At 72.6% G+C, this 21,195-nt stretch carries 13 protein-coding genes; 5 read left to right on the top strand and 8 right to left on the bottom strand.

The features are described 5' to 3' along the window. Positions 1-47 precede the first annotated feature (47 nt). The gene (locus BJY14_RS13420) at positions 48-983 is read left to right on the top strand and encodes a hypothetical protein (RefSeq protein ID WP_179843927.1); all 936 of its coding nucleotides are present in this window, start codon (positions 48-50) and stop codon (positions 981-983) included. On the opposite strand, the gene BJY14_RS13415 is transcribed toward BJY14_RS13420, so the two are convergent. The 6 genes from BJY14_RS13415 to BJY14_RS13390 all read right to left on the bottom strand — a co-directional run bounded on the left by BJY14_RS13415 (position 887) and on the right by BJY14_RS13390 (position 8,923). After that, on the bottom strand, positions 887-1,561 hold the full coding sequence (locus tag BJY14_RS13415; protein WP_312879787.1) for a 4Fe-4S single cluster domain-containing protein: 675 nt from the start codon (positions 1,559-1,561) through the stop codon (positions 887-889). The two genes, BJY14_RS13420 and BJY14_RS13415, sit on opposite strands and share 97 nt — an antisense overlap. 95 nt (positions 1,562-1,656) lie before the next feature. Further along, a complete protein-coding gene (locus BJY14_RS13410) occupies positions 1,657-3,570 on the bottom strand; it encodes an AAA family ATPase (RefSeq protein ID WP_179843925.1) in 1,914 nt (637 codons plus the stop codon). 38 nt (positions 3,571-3,608) lie between these two features. Then, a complete protein-coding gene (locus BJY14_RS13405; RefSeq protein ID WP_179843924.1) occupies positions 3,609-4,733 on the bottom strand; it encodes a response regulator receiver protein in 1,125 nt (374 codons plus the stop codon). Further along, positions 4,730-6,928, bottom strand: a complete 2,199-nt coding sequence (locus tag BJY14_RS13400) for a serine/threonine-protein kinase (protein ID WP_246395895.1) — start codon at positions 6,926-6,928, stop codon at positions 4,730-4,732. Before BJY14_RS13400 ends, BJY14_RS13405 begins: the two co-directional genes overlap by 4 nt. A 146-nt stretch (positions 6,929-7,074) precedes the next feature. Continuing rightward, a complete protein-coding gene (locus BJY14_RS46485; protein WP_281382082.1) occupies positions 7,075-7,578 on the bottom strand; it encodes a DUF4282 domain-containing protein in 504 nt (167 codons plus the stop codon). A gap of 193 nt (positions 7,579-7,771) precedes the next feature. Next, positions 7,772-8,923, bottom strand: coding sequence for a hypothetical protein (locus tag BJY14_RS13390; RefSeq protein WP_179843921.1), 1,152 nt, complete (start codon positions 8,921-8,923; stop codon positions 7,772-7,774). A gap of 284 nt (positions 8,924-9,207) precedes the next feature. Here BJY14_RS13390 and BJY14_RS13385 point away from each other — a divergent pair, with 284 nt between their 5' ends. Both BJY14_RS13385 and BJY14_RS13380 read left to right on the top strand, forming a co-directional pair. Beyond that, the gene (locus BJY14_RS13385) at positions 9,208-10,215 is read left to right on the top strand and encodes a hypothetical protein (protein ID WP_179843920.1); all 1,008 of its coding nucleotides are present in this window, start codon (positions 9,208-9,210) and stop codon (positions 10,213-10,215) included. A gap of 40 nt (positions 10,216-10,255) precedes the next feature. After that, positions 10,256-10,765 carry a hypothetical protein gene (locus BJY14_RS13380; protein ID WP_179843919.1) on the top strand — a complete coding sequence of 170 codons (510 nt, stop codon included), beginning with the start codon at positions 10,256-10,258 and terminating at the stop codon, positions 10,763-10,765. A 94-nt stretch (positions 10,766-10,859) separates the two neighbouring features. On the opposite strand, the gene BJY14_RS13375 is transcribed toward BJY14_RS13380, so the two are convergent. Both BJY14_RS13375 and BJY14_RS13370 read right to left on the bottom strand, forming a co-directional pair. Beyond that, positions 10,860-12,344, bottom strand: a complete 1,485-nt coding sequence (locus tag BJY14_RS13375; RefSeq protein WP_179843918.1) for a hypothetical protein — start codon at positions 12,342-12,344, stop codon at positions 10,860-10,862. Positions 12,345-12,388: 44 nt separating this feature from the next. Beyond that, a complete protein-coding gene (locus BJY14_RS13370) occupies positions 12,389-14,152 on the bottom strand; it encodes a CpaE/TadZ family protein (RefSeq protein ID WP_179843917.1) in 1,764 nt (587 codons plus the stop codon). A 150-nt stretch (positions 14,153-14,302) separates the two neighbouring features. On the opposite strand from BJY14_RS13370, the gene BJY14_RS13365 reads away from it, so the two are divergent. Together BJY14_RS13365 and BJY14_RS13360 are read left to right on the top strand one after the other, a co-directional pair. Next, on the top strand, positions 14,303-16,939 hold the full coding sequence (locus BJY14_RS13365; protein ID WP_179843916.1) for an ATP-binding protein: 2,637 nt from the start codon (positions 14,303-14,305) through the stop codon (positions 16,937-16,939). Beyond that, complete coding sequence (locus BJY14_RS13360; protein WP_179843915.1) at positions 16,924-20,961, top strand: hypothetical protein; 4,038 nt, start codon at positions 16,924-16,926, stop codon at positions 20,959-20,961. Before BJY14_RS13365 ends, BJY14_RS13360 begins: the two co-directional genes overlap by 16 nt. Positions 20,962-21,195: the final 234 nt, after the last annotated feature.

Raw genomic sequence — 21,195 nt, 5'->3', positions numbered from 1 at the left:
GCCGTGCTGTCGGGCGTGGGCGGCCGCTGCTGGCCCTGGTTGTGCTCGTGCGGCAGCAGCGTCGCCTCGCGGCCGTGCGGCGGCAGCGGCGGCTGGCCCCCGTGCTGCGGCTGCCCGTGCGGTTGCCCGTGCTGCGGCTGCCCGTACTGCTGCTGGCCGGGCTGCGGCTGGCCGTACTGGTGGTCGGCCGGGCCGGGCTGCGGCGCGCCGTACTGGTCCTGTGGGGCGCCGTACTGGTCTTGCGGGGCGCCGTACTGCTGCTGGTACTGGTCCTGGGGCGGCTGTTGCTGCGGCGCGCCCCACTGGTCCTGAGGCTGCTGCTGCTGTTGCTGCGGCGCGCCCCACGGGTCCGCGGGCGGCTGCTGCTGTTGCTGCTGCCCGTACTGCTGCTGGCCCTGCTGGGGCTGCCCGTACTGGGGCTGGCCGTGCTGACCCTGCCCGTACTGGTCCTGCGGCTGCTGTTGCTGCGGCGCGCCCCACTGGTCCTGGGGCGGCTGCTGCTGCGGCGCGCCCCACTGGTCCTGCGGCTGCTGCTGTTGCTGCGGAGCACCCCACTGGTCCTGAGGTTGCTGCTGCTGCGGGGCACCCCACGGGTCCGCGGGCGGCTGCTGTTGCTGCTGCCCATACTGCGGCTGGCCGTACTGCTGCTGCCCGTGCTGCGGCTGGCCGTGCTGAGGCTGCCCGTGCTGCGGTTGGCCGTACTGGTCCTGCGGGGCGCCGTACTGCTGGCCCCCCTGCTGCGGCCCCGGCGGCGGCGGAATCCGCTGCGGTTCGTACCCGCCCGGGCCCTGCTGGTGCGCGCCGCCACCGGCGCGCGCCAGGTTGGCTCCGCAGCTCATGCAGAGCAGATCCCCCGGCTGGAACGGTTCGTCACAGACCGGACAGTTCAAGGTCGCCATGACACATCCCCCGAGCGCACCCCGGCGCGGTCGAGCCTCGACGTGAGGTGCTCCATGTCACCTCTTCGAGGGATCCCGATGTAGTACACCCGCTTTCCCTCCGGCCCTTCGTCCACGGACACCTGTACTCGGGGCCCTCTTCCATCAGTTTCGCCGACGTTGTCCACTGCCCCGTACCGCTCGCGTCCCAGGGGGGACACCGGCACGACGCGCTGGTTGGCCGAACCCCTCCAGAGTAGGGAGCCCTCCCCGGAGTGTCGCCCCCCAGGGTTGAGCCGGTCGACGTACGGCCCCGTGACCACGGCGTCACACATGTCCACGATCTCGCGCGTCACAGCGGCGCGCGAGAGCCGAGAGTAGACATATCCGCTGTAAACCAATATGTCCAACGCAATCGTCTCACGGTCGCGGGTGTCCCGCCACGCGCGGATGCCCCGCACCAGGGCCGCCAGCGCGGCCGGTTGCTGGAACGGTTCGCCGCCCGAGATGGTCACCCCGTCGACCGGTTCGGGAAGGGACGCGAGCCATCCTAGGACCGCTTCGACGGGGATCGCCCTTCCCGGGTCGGCGTCCCACGTGTCCCGGGACAGGCAGCCGTTGCAGTGCAGCGTGCAGCCCTGCGTCCAGATGCCCGCCCGTGTGCCGGGGCCGAGTGTGGTCACCGGATAGTGCGCCTTGGCGAGCAGGAGCGTCTCGCCGGAGCCGTCTCCGGCCGCCTCTGCGGGCGCGTCGGCGGCCGTGGGGGGACGGCCCGCGCTCACTGGAGGTCCAGGTGCACGATGCTGCCCTCGCGCCGGATCCCCGTCACGGTGACCTTCTCGTCCGGGACGAGCTCCCGGTCGAAGAGCGCCCGCGCCAGCGGGTTGACGAAGTGCGACTCCAGGGCCATGCCGATGCCGCGCCCGCCCTTGTCGAGCTCCTCCGTGCACCACTCGCGGAGCGTCTGCAGCGCCTCCCCCTTCACGGCGAGGACGAGGCGGTGCTCCTCGGTGACCCGCCGGCAGATGTTCGCGAACTGCAGGTCGAAGATCTTGTGCGCGGCCTCGCCGGAGATGAAGTCGAACACCACGATGTTGTCGCCGAACCGGTTGAGCAGCTCCGGCCGGTTCAGGACCGCGGTGAAGTGGTCGGCGACGGCGCCCTTGATGCGCTGCTCGACCTGTTCGTAGGACATCCCGGGTGTGATGTTCTGCACACGGTCGGGCGCCCCGTACGCGGCCCCGTCGCGGGCCGTGAGGTCCCGCCCCGGCACGAACATCCCGAGGTTGGAGGTGAAGATGAGGATCGACTCGGAGAAGTGCACCGTGTTGCCGCGCCCGTCGGTGAGCCGGCCGTCCTCCAGGATCTGCAGGAACTTGTCCAGGATCCGCGGGTGCGCCTTCTCGATCTCGTCGAAGAGGATCACGCGGAACGGGTCCTCGCGGACGGCGTTGGTGAGCTCGCCGCCGGCCTCGTGCCCCACGTAGCCGGGCGGCGACCCGATCAGCCGGTCACCGGAGCCCTCCCCGGAGAACTCGCTCATGTCGAAGCGCAGGTAGGCCGACTCGTCGCCGAACACCAGCTCGGTGATCGCCTTGGCCAGCTCCGTCTTGCCGGTGCCCGTCGGGCCCGCGAAGAACAGCACCCCGCGCGGGCGGCTGCCGGACCTGGTCGCCTGCGCCCCCGACAGCCCGAGCACCGCCCGCTTGAGGATGTCCAGCGTCTTGGTGACCGCCTGCGGCTGCCCGATCACCCGTTCGGGGACGCGCTTCTCGCCGTCCAGCACCCGGCGCCGCAGGTGCCCGCGGCTCCACGGATTGTCGAGCACGCCCAGCTTGTAGGTGCGGACCGCGTCCGGCAGGTCGGCGAGGTCTACGTTGCGCTCCTTCGCCAGCCGGGTCACCTCGATCATCGACTGGAGGGTGAGCCCGTCGGCCTGCTCGGCGAACGCGTCGCACGCCGCGGCCGCCACCTCGTCCGCCCCGACGTCGCTCACCCCGAACGCGCGGGCCAGCAGCCGCGCCGTCTCCTGCCGGTCGCCGAGATGCGGGCGCGCGATCGCGATCTCGCGGATGTTCTCGTTGTCGGCCGTCAGCCACGGCGGCAGGTCGCCCGGCCGTTCCACCAGCCAGATGACCGGGTTGTAGAGCGGCTTCGGCCGCGCACCCGTCACCCGGACGGGACGCGCGCTGCGCGACAGCTTCGCGCAGAACCGGAAGAAGTCGCGCTCGGCCGGCTCCAGGTCGGTGGGCGTCCGGGCGATGCGCGACGCCGAGTCGATCACGAACGCGGCGCGGACGTTCTCCTGCGGCCGGGCGATCGCGGCCAGATGCCGCGTCAGCCCCTCCAGCGACGGCTTCTCGTCCGCCTTGATCTTGCCGAGCAGCGACTCCGCCGCCGACGCCGCCTCGGTCCCGGACGCCTCGTTCGGGCCGGGAACGATCTGCAGCCCGTCGACCGGGTCGTAGACGGCCATGAAGGACGCGCCGCTGGAGCGCAGCGTCTCCCACAGCAGGGCCCGCAGCGGCAGCAGCGCTGCCGGTCCGCCGTCCGACGACGGCGCGAGGAAGCTGTCGTGCAGGTTGCCCGACAGGACGTACTGGGAGTGCACCGAAAGGGTCGCGTCCAGCTCCCGGATGAACGGCGGCCAACCCTGCAACCGCCCCCCGAGGGTCGGCGAATCAATGCTCATCTAGTCACTCCACTCCGTCCGAGCGCCCCCCGCGCATCTCATTTGTGACGCTCGCGGGAGCGTTCGCGTTGGCCGGCACGGCCCCTAGTCTGCCGTGCCTCCGCCGGAACGGGCAGCTCACGCACCCCGGGCTCCAGCCGCCACGCCACCTCCGAGCGGATCCCCTCGCCGGCCAGACGGTCGCGCGCCGCCTCGAACGCCTCGCACCACTCCCGTTCCCGCTCGACGTCCACCCGGCGGTCGTCCTCGCTCTCGGCGGGACGCTCGCGCACCATCGAGGCGCGCACGTGCGCCGCGTCGTCCACGCGCATCCGGACGCTGTGGTCGGGCCAGGCGCCCTTGGTCAGCGTCACGGTGCCGTCCTCGGCCGTCAGCGTCTCGAACCCGGCCTGGACCTCGTACCCCATGTCCTCGAACGCGGTCGTGATCGAGTCGAGGACGTACCGGCGCTCGGCCTCGGCCTGCTCGGCGGCGTCGCGCTCGGCCGCCCGCCGCCGCTCCTCGTCCCGCCGCTCCCGGGTGCGGCGGTTGGCCTCCTGGATCCGCAGCCGCACCTCGTGCAGGACGGCCTCCGCGTCGGCCGGCGTCGCGGCGCCGGCCAGCAGCCGCGCCGCCTCCGCGACGTCCCGCCGCTCCGCCTCCTCGGCGTCGGGCAGCAGCCGCGCCACGATCCGTTCGAGGTGCTCGCGCACGTCGCCGGCCCGCGGCGGCGGCGCGCCGTCCGCGACGCCGGCCGCCAGCCCCTCGGCGGGGACGCCGAAGATCTGCGTGCCGACCTGGGCGGCGAGGTGCTCGGAGAGCCGCCGCTCGGCCTCGTCCAGGACGGGGTCGGTCGCGGCGCACCAGGCGGTCAGCTTCGCTGCGGACTTCCCGGCCGGGTCGAGCCGGTCGGGCAGCGGCACCTTCGCCCCGAGCTTCGCCCGGGTCCCGGCGAGCGCGGCGATGCGCGCGTCGCGCTCCACCGCCTCGCGCAGCGCCCGCTCGTGCGTCCGGACCTCGGCGAGCGCCGACGCCCGCGCCTCGGCGCGCCCGGCGGCGAGCTCGGCCAGCGCCTCCGCGCCGCGTCCGGCCAGGCCCGCTCCGTGCCCGAGCAGGCGGGTCATGCCGAGGCTCAGCACCACCGCCGCGTCCAGCGCGATGTCCGCGTCGATCCCGCTGCTCATGGGGTCTCTCCGATCGTCCGTTCCTGGCGCCAGCGGTGCAGCCGCACCCCGGCCGCGACGGCGTGCGCGACGGGGACGGCGATGAGGACGAGGACCCACAGCAGGCTCGCGATGGAGGTCACCGCCGCGAGCAGGAGGAGGAAGAGCAGCAGCGGCACCGTCGCGGCGGCGAGCACGCACCCGCAGCCGCGCCGCCCGGTCCGCTGCGCGGCGCCCGTCATCGTCTGGGACGCCGTCGACAGCCCGCGGCCGCCCGCTCCGAGGATGCCCGAGAGCATCGCCCACGGGCCGTGGGGGAGGTAGTCGCTCCCCTGCGCACGGGCGACGAAGACCTCGCTGCCGCAGTGCACCGCCCAGGCGAGCACTGCCATGACGGCCAGAAAGCCGAAGGAGAGGCCCGAAGAGGAACTGTGCAGGCCGACCGATGCCGTGCCGTCGTCCTTGCCGCCGCCGAACAGCGACCCGATGACCCAGCTGCCCAGGAGCCAGAACAGCAGCAGCGGCGACGTCAGCGCGACGGCCTTCGCCATGGCCGTGCCGCGCCCGGCGAGCCGCAGCCGTTCGCGGTCGGCCCGGTGCGTGCGCAGCGCCTCGTCGCGTTGCTCGGCGGCGTGCCGCTCGCGCGTCCGCGACTCGCTCTCCGCCACCGCCTCGGGCGCCGCCCGCGCCACGGCGAGCAGCCGCAGCGGATCGTCGCCGGCCCCGTCCACCATCCAGGCGAACCACGGAACCTGCTCGGAGACGGGCGCCTGCGCCCGCGCCGCGCCCTCGGCGATCAGCCGGTGGGTCTCGTCCGGACGCGCCGCCAGCGCGAGCAGGGCGAGCAGCACGGCGGGCGGTTCCTCCGCGCCGGCGTCGGGCAGCCGGCCGGCCAGACCCGGCGGCGCGGCGCCCTGCTCGCGCAGCCAGCGCGCCAGGTCGTTCCACGCCGACACGTGCGCGCGCCACTGCTCGTCGACCCCGGCCAGTTCCTCGCCCCCGGCGAACCCGGCGAGGACGGGCAGCAGGCGGTGCTCCCACAGCGCCCGCCCGATGAGGCAGGCGACGCGGTGGTCGGCGTGGCGCCGGTCGGCGGCCAGGCCCGCCAGCCCGGGCAGGTCGGCGGCGGTGATCCGGCGGCCGAGGTAGTGCGGGGGGACCGCCGGATCCAGCCACCGCACTAGGTGCAGGAGCTTGACGTCGGGCGGCAGCGTCGTCATGAGGTGGGCGTCGACGAGCGCGATGCGGCTGTCGTCGGGGATCTCCGCGAGCCATTCCCGCAGGCTCCGCCACGCCTCGCCGGTCTCGCCCCGCCCGAAGAAGTACTGGGCGGCGTGGTCCCAGTTCTGGACGAGCGCGCGCGCCAGCTCACCCCTGCCGGTGTAGCGCCGTCCGGCGAACGGCAGCCCGGAGCCCGCCGGGACGCTCTCCTCGGCGACCCGCGGCGAACCGCCGTCCGACCACTCCCGGACCTGCTCGCCCGTCCACCGTTCGCGCGGGTCGCGGGTCAGCAGCCCCTGGCACAGCAGCCGCAGCCGCGGGTCGGGGACGTCGTCCGCGCTGACGGGCCGCGTCGCGAGATGGTCGACCACGACGGTCTCGCTCAGCCCCTGGAACGGCGCCCGGCCCGTCGCCAGCTCCCGGACGATCATGCCGAGCGACCACCAGTCGCGCGCGGGCGACACCTGGCCGGACAGCGACTCCGGCGCCGCGTAGGCCAGCGTCCGCGACGACGAGGCGAACACCACGCTCTGGTCGAGGACCCGGCTCAGCCCGAAGTCGGCGATCACGAGCCGGAGCGGCTCCCTGGCCTGCACCAGGACGTTCTCGGGCTTGAGGTCCCGGTGGACGATGCCGGCCCGGTGCAGCGCGCGCAGGCCGTCGGCGAGCTGCGCGGCGACCCCGCCGACCGCCTCCGCGGTGAGCGGCCCCTCGTCCATCAGGGCCCGCAGGTTGCCGTCCGGCGCGTAGGCGGCGATCTCGTAGTCGCGGCCGTCGGCGTGCCCGGTCTCCAGGATGCGCAGGACGTTCGGCGCGTCCAGCGCGGGCAGCTTCGCCCACACCTCCCGGTCGGCCCGGTACCCGCGGCGGAAGATCTTCACCACGAACTCGGCGCCGTCGCCGTCGCGCACCAGCAGCAGGTCGGACTCGGCGCCCTGCACGGGCAGTTCGGCGACCGCCGTGTACCGCTCGCCGAGCACGGCCGGAAGCCGCATCAGCGGATCCCCGGGACCGTGCCCCTCCCGCCGGGTCGACGACGCCGGGCGGGGCCCGGGCACCCCCGCGTCCCGCCGCGTCGTCCCGGCATCCCGCCGGGTGTCCCGCGGCGGAGTGCCATCGAACTCGCCCACAGCAGTCCCGTCTAGCCCTTGTCCTTGATGGCCCGAAGATACTCGCTGATCTTGAACTGGTTGACGACGAACTCCATGGCGATCCGGGTCGCGAACACTCCGGAGAGCCACGCGAACGGGGACCCGAGGAGCAGCATGAGGCCGAGCGCCGCGCTGTCGTCGAGCCACGCGATCCCGTACACCGCCATCAGCAGCGAGAACAGGGTGATCGGGATCAGCGCGAGCACGTAGAGGATCTTCACCACCCGAGTGGTGATCATGGTGTCGAAGCTGAGGTCGAACAGCGCCCCGACCAGATTCCTCTCGCCCGGCGGGCCGGGCGGAGGCGCCCACCCCTGCGGCGGGTCCTGGAAGCCCGAGGCCGGGCCTGGCGGGCGCGGACCGGGGACGGGACCCGGGCCGGGGCCGGAGGGGAAGGGACCGGCAGGTCCGCCGGGCGGTGGACCGTAGGGCCCGCCCGGCCCGCCGGGCGGCTGCGGACGCGGAGGATGGCCAGGATCCGGTGGGTTCGTCATCACCGTCGTCTCCAGTGTGGGGACCGCTACACGGAGACTCTAGAGCCTGCCCCGGCCCCTCGCCGGAACCCGCCGCGCGACGATCCCGTATCGCGCGGGGGCCCGTGCGGACGTTCGGGCCGGTGGTGCCAGGATCCTGGCACCACCGGCCCGCGCGAACGCTGCGAGGCGCGGCGCCGGACCGCGCCGGGGGTCAGGCGGCCGGAGCCCCGCTGGCCGGCTGCGCGGACCGCACCTCGGCCTGGTTGGGCTTGGCGGCCAGGCCCGGGAGGTCGGTGGTCGCGGCGCGCAGGCGGGCGATGCCCTCGGCCCCGAGGTCGCCCAGCATGATGTCGTAGGCCAGGTCGCGCACCGTGTCGACGCCCACGGCCGAGTGGAGCATGGCGCCGATGGTCTCGGTGAGCACCCGCTCGTAGGACTCGAACTTCACCGCCTCGGCCACCGCCGGGTTCCACTCCAGCTGGTCGCCCGCCGTCACGTGCAGCTGCAGGCCGCCGGTCACCGGGTCGACCTGGTCCAGGTCGATCTCGGCGGCGACGCGGCCGCGGGCCGCAGGCGTCCCGTCATCGGCGAACAGCAGCGCCGGGACCGTGAAGGTCACCTGCTCGGCGGGCTTGCGGGGACGGACGGCGTTGCCCCGCGGCACCGCCGGGACGTCGACGTGCTCCAGCTGCGACAGCATCCGGAACGTCGCCAGGCCGAGGATGCTGTTGATGGCCAGCGCGGTCGCCCGGGTCACCGTCTCCATCTCGCCGGGCTTGCGGGTGAGGTAGCCGCTGAACCCGTAGGCGATGATGCGGTCCCGGACGGGGGAGCGGAGGAAGATCCGCAGCCGGACCCCCGCGACGGGGAGCTCGAACTCGGTGTCGGCGTCGCTGACGTCGGTCCGGTCGAAGCCGCCCTCCGACCTGGTCAGCTTCCCGGCCAGGGTCAGCGCCCCCTCGCCTCCGTTGCGGGCGAGGGTCAGGACGTAGAGGTCGCCGTCCAGCTCGGTGATGACCTCGTCGCCGAGGACGACCGACAGGGCCCGCGCCGTCTCGTTCAGGCCGTGCAGGGTCCTGCGGGGCATGCGCAGCCGCAGCTGGTTCTGCGCCGTCACCCGCCCGCCGACGGTGCTCTCGACGTGCTCGACCTCCCGCTCGGCCTGCTTGCCGGTGTAGTTGCGCAGGCTGAACGCCAGGACCTCATTGTCCGTCCGCACCCCGCAGGTCGCCTTCAGCGACTTCTTGGCGCTGAGGGGATACGGGGTGTCCTGCCGGACGTATTTGGTCGCGTCCACGAACACGGGGACGTCGTCGTCGAAGAGGCGCCGGACGTAGAATTCTTCCTTGGTTTGCGTTGGCACTGTGCACCCTTCTCCGTGTCCTGCCACCGGCCGAGCGAACGGCCGGCGGTAACGTCGGCACCCGGCCGGTACCGGCCAGGTGCGGCACCGGTCGCCCCGGCCGGTGTCCACTCTTCAGTCATAACCGTTTCGGGCCAGGTCGGATCGGCAAGTACCAGAGGACGGACGGGGGCCGCCGACGAACAGGTTGACAAATAAAGCATGCGGCTCGCCGTGTCGCGTGGACGGTCATGCGTGACACTCGGGGCCGCGCCCCTGCGAAGCACACTACAAAGGAGACCCAGATGCACCAGTTGACCGATTACGTGCTGGCCGTTCGCACCACCGGTTCACCGCCGGCGATCGAAGGGGTCAAGTCGGTCGACCTGGTTCCGGGCGACGACCAGGACGTGATCGCCGCGACCATCGCCGGCCTGCGGGCGAGCGGCCTGACCGCGGCCGACTTCCGGTCGCGCGTGATCTACCTCGCGCCCGAGGACCCGAACTGCCTCGTGCCGTACGCGGCCCTGTGCGGCTTCGCCGGCCGCCGCGTCGACGCCTACGCCGGCGGCACCGTCCTGGAGTTCTCGCGCCTCGACCCGCAGGGGGAGGCCTTCCCCGACGCGGGCCGGCCTCCGGGATACCTGGAGTGGGGCCAGGTCGGCGGCGAGGACGGCGGAGCCCTCCCCACCGTCCACGTCGGCTCCGGCGCCCAGCAGCTGGTCACGCCGGAGGCCGTCACCGTGATCCGGTACGCGGCGCGGCTGCGCATGGTCCCGCCGCCCTCGGCCCGGGACGCGCTGGCCACGTTCGTGCTCGTCGCGGCGCTGCGGCGGCGGGCCGACGACCGGTTCCCCTACCTGTCCACCGGGAACGAGCCCGCGCCCGTCACCAAGGACGACCCGACCCAGGGCATCGACCTGGAGAAGCTGCGGCGCGAGGCGGCCAAGTACCGCCAGGAGCTGCGGGCCGGGCGCCGCGGCGCCGACATGGTCCCGCCCGTCCCCGTGTCGCCGCACAACAAGCGGATCTCCGAGGCCAAGTCGGTGGACGTCCGGACGGTGCTGACGCGCCTCGGCTCCTCCTCCGACGACGGGAACCTGTGGCACTGCCCGCGCCCGAGCAGGCACAGCAACGGCGACCAGAACCCCTCGATGAAGGTGTACGGCGACAACCGGACGAGGTGCCACCGCTGCGATGCCGAGAAGGTCGGCCCGATCCGCCTGGTCATCGACGTCCTCGGGGTCACCCCGGACGAGGCCGCCAGTTTCATCCTGGACTCCGACCGCGTCGTGGACATGCGTCCAGCCTGAGCCGTCCCTGGCGGCCGGGACCGCCGGGCAGGGGGAACCGATGGCCGATTCGCAGGGCCGCGTGGACGTGGTGCTGCTGACCGTGGATGGAGAGCAGGTGGGCCACGTTCACCGCAGTGTCCTCGATCGGGTCGCCGAGATCGCGGGCAGGCTGGGCTGCCACGACGCCGTCGCGCTGGCCCGCCCGCCGGTCACCTTCGACGGCTCCCGCGTCCCCCGGCTGCGGCGCGACCTGGAGCAGGTCATCGCCTACGCCGAGGCGGCGCGGCAGACCGGCTGGGTATTAGGGGATCTGGCCGTCGCACCCGGTGAACAGGCGGTGCCGGTGATGGACACCGCGCAGGGCAAGATCTGGGCCCACCCCGTCCGCGGCTTCGAGCTGCACGGGGAGGCCGGGGTCTGCCGGATCACCGAACTGGACGAGATTCCGGGGACTCCGCAGCGCACCCCGCTGGCCCGTCTCATCGCGCCGCTGGCCGACGCCGCGGCGTGTGCGAAGGTGCTGGAGATAGGCGACGGCAAGCACGAGCGCGCCGTGCGCCTGGGCTGAAAGGCGAGGGGGCGCCGCCCGCCGTGGACGGCGGGCGGCGCCCCCTCGCGGGTCGCGCGGGAACCGGGCGCGGGTCGCGCCCGGTGCCGTGCGGTCAGCGTTCGACGAGCCGCTCCGGCGCGGCGGACGGTCCGGTGACGGCGAACCGCAGCGCCGCGGCGAGCTGCGTCTCCGGGTTGGCGATGAGAGCGCCGACCTGCCCCGCGCCCGCCATCTCCTCGGCCACCGCGCCCGGGCGCACGCCGAGCACGTAGTCGGCCTCCATCGGGCTCACCGCCGTGACGCACCCGGGGGGCAGCGTCGCGTACGCCCCGAGGAAGACGCGGCTGCCCTCCGGGATCAGCGAGGCGAGCGCGCGGATGACGATCCGCGCGGCCGGACCGGTCACGGTCACGGCCTGCATCTGCTGCAGCGCCTGCCGGATCCGGGCGAGCTGGTCCCCGCTGACGACGCCGCTGGCGACGAGGGCGTTGGTCTTCGGGACCACGCCGTCGCGCCGGCTGATCACGACGGAGTCGTTCACCTTCGAGACGACGAGGCCCCGCTTCTCCCGCGAGGCAGTGATCGTCTTGACGGCCCGGCGGGACGCGGCGAGGTTCGGGAACCCCGGGATCTGGCGGATGCCGCGCGCTCCGCAGACGGTCACCTGGGTCCCGTGGACGTGCACCTCGTCGATCGTCTCGTCGCGCATCAGCTCGCCGAGCAGGTGGGTGCCGTTCAGGACGTGGTAGACCCTGCTGGCCATGGCCGGGTCCCCGCCCGTGTGCCGGGTGAGAACCTCCAGCCAGAGCTCGGCCACCCGGGGGCGCAGCGTGGTGGCGATCCGCTCCGCGGTGGCCCATGCCGGGTCCGCCGCGGGCGGGGGCTGGGCCGCGGCGGCTTCCACGGACTCGTTCGCGGGCTGCGCGGTGTGCGTTGCCTGCTCGGGCTGCGGGGCCTGCTCGGGCTGGGCGGGCTGGGCGGGCTGGGCGGGTGCCGCGGTCTGAGCGGCCTGCCCGCCCGTTCCGAAAGGCGTGCTGCGCGTGATCCGGTGATCCTGCGCGGACGGGGAAGCCTGCGCGGACGGGGAAGCCTGCGCGGACGGGGAAGCCTGTTCGGCGCCGCCCGGCTCCGGAGCGTCGGCGCCCGGCACGACCTCAGGGTCCCTGGGAGGCTGCTCCGAGGGCGCGTTCGCGGGCTTCGCCGGTTCCTGGTTCCAGAACTGCTCCTGTGCCTCCGGCTTCGGGGCGGGCGCCGGCGGGGGCGCTGGCGCCTGAGCCTGCGCACCGCCCGCTCCGGCCGCCGCCTGGCCGGACGGTGCTCCGGCGGACGGCTGCCCCGACGCGGGGGCGGCGCCGTTGGCGGAGTCGTCCCAGGCGGAGAACAGCGACGCCCAGTCGTCCTGCGGGCTCTGCTGGCCGGCTCCCGTCTCGGGGCTCGTGGCGGTGCCCGTGTCCGCCGGTGCGGCGGGGGCGGGAGCACCGGTCACGAGGAGCTTGTCCTGGGAGGGTTGCTCTTCCGGCCCGTCGTCCTCCTCCTGGCCGACGCCGATGGCCGCCCAGAAGTCCATTCCGGTGGCGGGCTCATTTTGCGCTGCCATATGGCCGCTTCCTTTCTCGTGAGTAGGGGCCGGTTCGAGATTGATCACTTGGGGTCCATGCCGAGGAGCCGCTTCCAGATGCCGCCCCGGCCGGCCCCCGGCTGCGCGGCCAGGGACTGGCCGAACACCGGGTCCCCGGTGACGAACTGGAGGATCTCCCGGAAGGTCGTCTCCAGGTCCGGGCCGATCCGCAGCGCGTTCAGCCGGCGGTTGTTCGCGGCCTGCGTCCACTCCAGGTCTTCCGGGATCATGCCGACGAACCGCCAGCCGGGCATCAGGTCCATGACGTCCTCCGGGCTGCAGTCCACGTCCGTGCGGGCCCGGTTGAGGATGAGGGACAGCTTCTCGGGGTCGACGCCGCCGCTCCGGGAGTGCCGCGCCATGGTGATCGCGCTGAGCCACGCGCGCGCGGCCTCCAGTGTCACCCGGTTGGGCTCGACCGGGACCAGGATCGCGTCGGCCTCCGGCAGGACCAGGTCGGTGAACGTCATGTGGTAGAGCTCGGCGACCGGCGTGTCGACGAACACGAAGTCGAACGCCTGCCGCAGCACCGTGATGATCCGCCGGTACAGCACCGCGTTGATCAGCGCCGGGTCGGCCATGGTGACGTCCTGCGGCCCGAGCAGCGTGAACAGGTCGGCGTCCGCGATGTGCGCGAGATGGTTGCGCACGTTCTCCACCCTGAGCGATCCGTTCGCCCGGAGCATGTCGAGGATCGTCGGCGCCTCCACGTTCAGGTACCGCGCGACGTCGGCCTGCTGGAAGTTGGTGTCGACCAGCGCCACCCTTCCGGGCCGGCCGGCGGCGTGCAGGTGCCTGGCCGCGTAGACCGACAGGTTCACGGCCGTGGTGGTCTTGCCCACGCCGCCCTTGGCCGAGGCGATGGCGATGACCCGCCCCAGGGCCGGGGCGGGCTCCTCGGCCCTGACCAGCGCGGCCGCCGGCGTCTGCTGCGGCCCCGGCCATCCGTTCGAGGTCGGCTGGGCCGGCATCGGGTGCTGGTCGTGCCCCGTCGCGGGCCCCGCTTCCGGAACCTGCTCCGCGTGGCCTCCCGGGACGGGCTGCTGCCCCGCGAACCCCTGCTGTCCCGGCGCGGCCGCCGGCCACGGCTGGTGGCCGGGAGGCGGGGCCGAGGGCGCGGGCGGTTCGGCGGCCTGCGGCGGCACCGTCCCGGGCGCCTGCGCGAAGGACGGAGGCTGCGCCGGATTCGGATTCCAGCCGCCGGCGGAGGGCTGGGCGGCGGCAGGCGGTTGCTGGGCGGGTGGCTGCTCGGCGGGCGGCTGGGCGGCCGTGAACGGTTGGGCCGCCGGTCGCTGCTGCCCGGCAGACGGTGCCTGGGACGCGGCCGGTGGTGCGGTCGGTGGTGTGGCCGGTGGTGTGGTCGGTGGTGTGGCCGGTGGTGCGGCCGGTGGCGTGGCCGCCGGGGGCGGTGCGGCGGGCTTGGCCGGGGCAGGGCCGGAGATGCCGAACAGTGCCAGCAGGTCCGACATCTTGAGCTGCCCGCCGATGACGTGCACGCCCGGATCGAAGGTGTCGCCGCGTTCCGCGAAGTATCCGTGCACGAGCACGGTGAACCCGCGGCCGGCCAGCCCGTTCGCCAGAACGGACACGCCGGCGCCCGGGAGGTCCTCGACGAACCCCGGGGCGAACATGAAGGCGGCGGGGGGTCCGACCCGCCCGCTCTTGGACAGGTCGCGGAGTTCCGCCGCGGAGGCGGCGTCGTACACGGCGGAGAACCGACCGGTATCCCGCAAACTCCGGGCGACGCCCGGGTCCCCCGCGACGACGAGGTTCGGCGCAGTTGCCATCACTCAGTGTCCTCAGCGCTCTGGTTGTCACCCGGTCGGCGAAGCGGCCGGAATCTCTAATAGCGACTGTGCGGACAATGACGGATGCCGCCAGCCCCGGATGCCGGACTGTCTCCCTGAGAGCCAACACGACCAGGGAGATGACAGCACATGGTCAACCTGAGGGCGGCGCTCGGACGTCTCACCGGGACCAGCCGCGCAGGCCGTTCCGAGGCCGACACCGCCACCATGTGGACCACTCCGTACGCCTGGCGCACCAGCGACGGCGTCTACGTCGGCTACAACGGCGAGGTGTGGATCTACCGCACCGTGCGCCTGTCGCCGATGAAATGGGAGGACCCGGCGGAGCAGCTGTCCATGGCGGCGCCGCTGTCCCGGCTCCTGGGCGACCTCGGCCGGACGTCGCGGCAGCCCGTGGGCGGTCTGGCGACCCTGTCCAACAACCGCAACATCCACCTGGTCTCGATCACCTGGGACGACCTCGTCACCCCGCCGAAGGAGAACACCGACGAGCTCCGCGCCTACCAGGCCGAGGCCTTCGGCTTCCTGGCCCCGAAGCGCGTCCTGTTCGTCGGCGTGCAGCTCCGGTCGTCGCTCATGGACAAGACGTCCCGCGCCGGCAAGGGCTCGCAGGGCGGCATGGGGACGGTGAAGGCCCTGACCGACCTGGTCAAGGACTCCATGGCCGACGATGTCCCCGACCTGTCCGACTACCAGAAGGACATGGAGCACATCGTCTCCATCTTCAAGCGGGCGGACGCGCAGGAACCGACCCGGCAGGAGCTCGACCAGCTGGAGTCCTGGTACAACCTCGGGCGGGGCCCGGACGCGGTGATCGAGGAGATGCCGACCCGGCTTGACGTCACCGGCATCGGCGAGCTGGAGATGGCCGCCGTCATGCGGTTCGACCAGCCGATCATGCCGTCGCCCGACGCCCAGTGGGCGCTGGACGTGATCAGCCACCCCGGCGACGCCCCGCACGTCATCTCGATCAGGGCCGAGCTCGAACCCGCGAACCTGACGCGGGCGAGGGCCCGCCGGGCGCAGCGCCGGATCATGTCCAACATGGAGGAGGAGCGCAAGACCCAGGACCTGGAGAAGGTCGAGCTCTCCCAGACCTTCCAGCAGGCCAAGGAGGTCGAGGACTACCTCGCGAACTCCAACCAGCCCATGCTGGCCCGGTGCAGCTTCATCATGGCGCGGGAGATGACCGACGCCACCGAGACCTACATGGAGTTCCTGGCCCAGTACTACGGGATCCAGATGAAGGCGCTGGAGCACCGGCAGATCCAGGCGCTGGAGGAGACCCTGCCCTGCTCCTCCGTCCGGGTGAACCCGTTCCTGCAGGACGTCAACGTGCCGATGGTGTCGCACGCGGGGCTCCAGGCGTTCTCCGACCTCGGTGACGACCTCGGCGTCTACGGCGGGCTCATCGACCCGGACGGCACGCCGTTCTTCGTCGACCCGCTCGGCGCCCCCCGCAAGAACCTGCCGCCGGTCTTCGGGATCTTCGGAGACCCGGGCAGCGGCAAGACCTTCTTCGCGCAGTCCGTCGCCACCCAGGCCGCGCTGAACGGCCTACCGGTGATCTTCGTGAACCCGAAGGGCGGCGACTCGCTCTACGGGATGGTGGACTACGTCCAGCGGCTGGGGATCCCCGCCGGCCGGGTGTCGATGTCGGCGCTGGAGGAGTCGCCCGGGGCCTTCGACCCGTTCCGGTACGCGCCGCCGACGATCGCGGCCGAGATCGCGAACGTGCACATCCTGTCCGCGCTGGACGACTCCCGCGACGGGCTGACGCTGTCGGAGCGCCTCGCGCTCGGCTCCGGGCTGAAGCGGGGCGCGCTGAACGGCGCGCGCTGCGTCTGGGACGCCCTGAAGTACGTCCCCGGCGACGACGCGGAGCGGGTGCGCAGCCTGGTGGAGCAGCAGATGGAGGCGTCCTCCATGTTCTCCCTCGGCATCGCCCTCCAGCCGCTGCCCCGCCTGGACATGTCGCAGCGGCTCACGCTGGTCGACTTCGACCGCGAGCTCGGCCTGCCGGAGGGCAAGACGCCGAGCGAGTACTCGGTGTCGGAGCGCATCGCGCTGGCGGCGGTGCGCCTGGTCATCCGCGCCTCGCTGGAGATCCTCATCGCCAACCGCTCGGGCGTGCTGATCGTGGACGAGGCGTGGACCTTCCTGTCGCAGGCCGAGGGACTGGCCTCGCTGCAGCGCATCTCCCGTGAGGGCCGGTCGCTGAACATCATGCCGGTGTTCCTCACCCAGCGGATCGCGGACGTGGTCACCAAGGACCTGGAGTCCTACCTCAGCCGGGTGCTGGTGCTGAAGCTGAACGAGAAGCGCGAGGCCGAGACGGCGCTGCGGCTTTGCGGCCTGAACCCGACCTCCGAACGGCTCGCGCAGATCCGCGAGTTCGGCCCGCTGCCACCCGAGGACGGCAAGCCCGCGCGCTGGGCGCGCGGCATCTTCCGCGACCTGTTCGGACGGCACGCCCAGGTCGTCCTCGGCCCCACGCCGCCCGAGGCCGCGGAGGCGTACAGCACGAACCCGGAGGACCGCCGCAAGCGCGAGGAGGCCCGCAGGGAGCGCGAGGAGGCCGAGCGGGCCGAGTACGAGGCGGCCGTCGCCGCCGCCGCGCGGATGGGCGATCCCGGCGCGACCGCGCCGCCCGGGCAGAACGGCGTGGCCCCGGGGCAGGACATCGGCGCCGCGCCGCACACGGGACATGACGTCACCGCCGCGCCGCCGCAGACGGGGGAGGAGAACCCATGGCTCGTCGGCTGAGGCCCGGCACGGCCCGCCGCGGCGACCCGCGGAAGCGAAGCCGTTCGGTCCAGGCGGAGCCGGGCGGCGCGACTGCGGCACCCCCGCGCCCGCGCCGCGGACTCCAGTTGCTGGTGTGGGTGCTGGCGCTGACCGTCTTCGGCGGCCTCGCGCTGCTCTCCGGGCAGACCGAGGGCTTCGGATCCGGCGGCCGGTCGTCGAACGCCGCCGCGCCCGCCGCTGTCTCCCTGCCCGCCAATTCCTCAGCGCCCGCCGCCTCCACTGTGCCCGGCGCTTCCTCCGCGCCGGCGGCGCAGACCGTGCCGGGCGCCGGCGGGCGCCTGCTCGCGGCGGCCCCGGACGACGAGCCCACCTACGACATCAACCGGGACGCCTGCGAGGCCTACAGCGAGGCGAGGGAGTTCCTGCCGCTGCACCGGTGGACGTCCTTCGAGCTCTTCGTGGTGGACAACGCCCGGATCTTCAAGACCCAGCGGTTCGTCTCGATGATCGCCAGCCTGATGTTCATGGCGGGCGGGCTCTGCTGGCGGATCATCGGCTCGCTCATGGGCTTCGGCTACTCGTTCGACATGATCTGCCGGGCGGCGGATCCGATCAACTCCGTCGTGCGCACCTTCTCCCTGTACGCGGCCTGGTTCCTGATCCCCTCGTGGATCTTCGTCATGGCGGCGGTGATCCGGCGCTGGTCCAGCAGCGGCCATCGCCGGGGGCCCGCGGCCGCGATACGCCTGGTCATGGTGTTCCTGACCGCCAACGGGTTGATCTTCTTCATCGGTAACCAGGCCGACAAGCACCAGGACAACCCGACGGCGGCGTACACGATGCCCTGGATGGCCGCGACCGTCCAGGGCTGGTTCACCACCGCGGCGGACTCGCTCTACGACCTGCAGAAGATCGGCAGGGTCAACGACGGCGTGGCCAACAATCCCGTGTTCTACGACGGCCACCCGGACGGCGGAGCGGGCGCGGTCACCTGCGCGAAATTCGACGACAAGCTCAACGACGAGTACATGGCCCGGAACAAGGAGACCTCACTCGCCAGTGGAAAACAGGCGATGGTCCAGGTCAGCAAGATGTGGGAGATCTCGCTCGTTCGTTCCTGGCAGGCCGCGCAGTTCGGCGAGGGGACGAAGCAGTTCCCCTCACCGGCCCACGCGTCCTGCCGCTGGCTCGAGGCCAACGCCGACGTGAGCACCGAGAACAAGCTGGAGGCCTACGACCTGGCGACCGGCCACGGCAAGGGCACCACCACGTCGAACTCGGCCCGCGGGTACTTCATCGACCCCGCCGCGGACGAGCAGATGATCATGATCGCCTGGGGCGCCTGCAAGGCCAACGACGACGGGCTCGGCAGCGCCCACACGATCCCGCAGTGGGACAAGGCCACCGACACCAAGGACAAGGCGAAGGCCTGCGAGAAGCTCTACAGCAACGTCACCTACGAGGACGACAAGAGCGGGCACCAGTTCAGCGTCGCCGGTATCGACGTGCTCTGCTTCCTCTGCGACAACGGCACGATGGGCACGTTCTACTTCAACGGCGACGACGAGCTCAAGGACAAGCTGGGGAACTGCTACGCGAGCGAGCCCGCCTGCCAGGCCGACTGGAACTTCGTCAGCGCCTGGCTGGGCAAGAACCAGGCCCAGCGGCTCACCCAGGGCCTGCTGTCGATGATCGTCGCCTTCGTCTTCCTGTTCGTCATGGGACCAATGGCGATCGGTATGACAGTGTCCAGTGTGGGTTTGGCGGGACTTGTCATGATATTGCCATTGACATTGCTCCTCATAGGAGCGGGCCTGCCGCAAGGGATGAGACTGCTCAAACTCACCGGAGCGGCGGCGGCGGGTGACGCCCTCTTCACCCTTGCCCTGACGTTCCTGACCATGCTCACCGATACGACATACCAGGCCATCGAGGCAACCACCAAGGACGGCACGCCGAACTTCTTCCAGCAGGTCGCGCAGGGCGCGGCCCCCCTGGTGGCGCTGTTCCTGTTCAAGAAGATCAGCAAGATCCTGAGCCTGGGGGACATCTCCTCCACCTCGGGGGCCACGGGATTCGCCTCGGCCATCGTGCTGCGGGGCAGCGGTGACCGGAGGCTGTCGCGCAACGCCGGCCAGCAGGTGTCCCAGCGCCTCGGCCGCCTCGGCGTGGGCAAGATGCGGCTGGCCGCACTGGACGAGCGGTCGCTGCAGCGGCGCATGCTCAACAACCGCGCGACGAGGGCGGTCGCCGGCGCGGCGAAGAAGGGGGCGCAGCGAGCCACCCGCCCGATCACCGACTGGGCGAAGGACAAGTACGACGGCGGCCGCGCGAAGCTCCAGCACGGTGTGAACGCCCTGCAGCGCAAGGCCGCCTCCGGGTCGCCCGCGCAGCGTGCGGCCGCGTACGCCGGGCTGACCGCGGGTCTGGCGGGCCTGACGATGGTGGCGCCGCCGGCGGTGCTGGCGACGCTGCCGCTGATGGCCTTCACCGGCTCCGCGGCGGCCGGGCGCGGCATCCAGGCCGGCGTCAACGGGATCAGGGGCGCGCGCTCCGGGGCCGGCGGCGACGGGACGGGCATGGACGCGATCTCCGCGGCGGGCATGCCCACGGCGAACAGCGCCCGGACGGGCCTGCGGCAGGCCGACGACTGGCACCGCAACATCATCCGCGTCAGCGACTCCGAGGAGCAGCGGCGGCTGATGGGCGAGCACGCCGAGGAGGGCCTGAACATGCTGCGGGCCCGGCAGTGGGGCCAGGGACAGCCCGGCGGGCTCCACCCGGAGTTCACCGGATTCGTCAACGACGAGGAGAAGATGCGGGCGCTCGCCGACGCGGCGAGTGCGATGGGCCTGAACGCCAGCCAGCTCCAGGTCAGCAACCAGGGCCTGCTCGCCCCCAACGTCGAGTTCGCGAACGGCCGGCCCCAGGGCATCACCGCCGAGCAGCTGGGCATGATGCCGCACCTGTTCCTGCCCGCCCGCGACCGGCGGCCCCAGATGACCGCCGACGGGGTCCTGGAGAACCAGGACCAGCAGATCGCCCGGATGACGGCGCAGCTCAGGGAACGCGGCTACGTCACCGACGAAGGCGAGATCGTCAACGTCCTGGAGGCCCACGGGTTCGACACGCGCCTTCCCGAGGTGAAGGTGCGGGTGGAGCGCTGGCTCGACGGGGGCAAGGACGAGGAGCTCTCCCGCATCAGCATCGCGCCCCGCCGGGGAGAGGTCGCCGCCGTCGAGGCCGCCCGGGAGTGGGCCAGCGACGTCGACATGCCGGCCCCCGACATCCGCCAGCGGCGCGACCTGGACGCGGTGAGCGGCGTGATGACCGCCGCGCGGAACGAGATCGGAGACTTCAACAGGATCCGCATCGAGATGCCGGACGGCACCTTCGCGTCGGCCGGCAACCTCCAGCGCCAGCTCGAAGGGGAGATCCGCTCCATGGTGAGCGTCGCCTTGGAGACCAAGCAGCTGCACGACACGAGGGCCGCGGGAGGCATAAGCGGGCCGGACTTCGGAGCGGAGTACGCCCGGCTCACCCAGGCGCAGCAGGAGGCCGCCCAGCAGGTCGACAGGCTGAGCGCCATGTTCCGGGACGCGGTCGACGCGTCCAGGAACGCGCGCGGCGTCTGCGAACTGCGGGTGCAGATGGCCGATCCGAACAGCATGATCGACGCCGGTGAGCTGACGCGGCTCGCCGACCAGATCACCAAGAGCAACCAGCAGGCGCAGCAGCAGGTGCACCAGGAGATCGACAGGCTGGTCGGCGCCATCTCCCAGCGGCCGACCGACTCGGGGGCCGCGGCGGGGATCCTCAGCAGCCTCGACGAGCTGCGGGACGTGTTCGACAGGCAGGGCCGCGGTGAACGCTCGGAGAACCAGGCGGTGATGGACCGGCTGAGCGACCTGGAGCGGTCGCTCCAGGACAGCAGGCGAATGACCCAGGTCGACCCCCGGCTGGCGGCGAACGCGAACACCCCGGTCGACATCCGCAGGGTGCTGCGGGACATGTACCGGGACGAGATGTCCAGGACCTAGGGCGTGTTTATTCAGTCCCGGCCCACGTAGCTCGCCTGGCGGCTGTGTTTTCTCAGGCCCGGCCCACTTCGCTCGCCTGGCGGCTCGCTACGTGACCTGGCCTGGGCGAACGCGGCATCGCTTCGCGATCTGCCCGGTTTCGCTCGCCTTCGGCCTCGCTCCACCGGGCAGGTCACGCGTTCGCGCGCGTGGCCGAGGTCTCCGCGGACAGGACCTGGCCCCAAGGCGCCGGGA

Source organism: Actinomadura luteofluorescens (genome assembly GCF_013409365.1).
Taxonomy (GTDB): Bacteria; Actinomycetota; Actinomycetes; order Streptosporangiales; family Streptosporangiaceae; genus Spirillospora; species Spirillospora luteofluorescens.
Note: the sequence above shows the minus strand (reverse complement) of the source record. Positions and strands in the feature narration are given on the sequence as shown.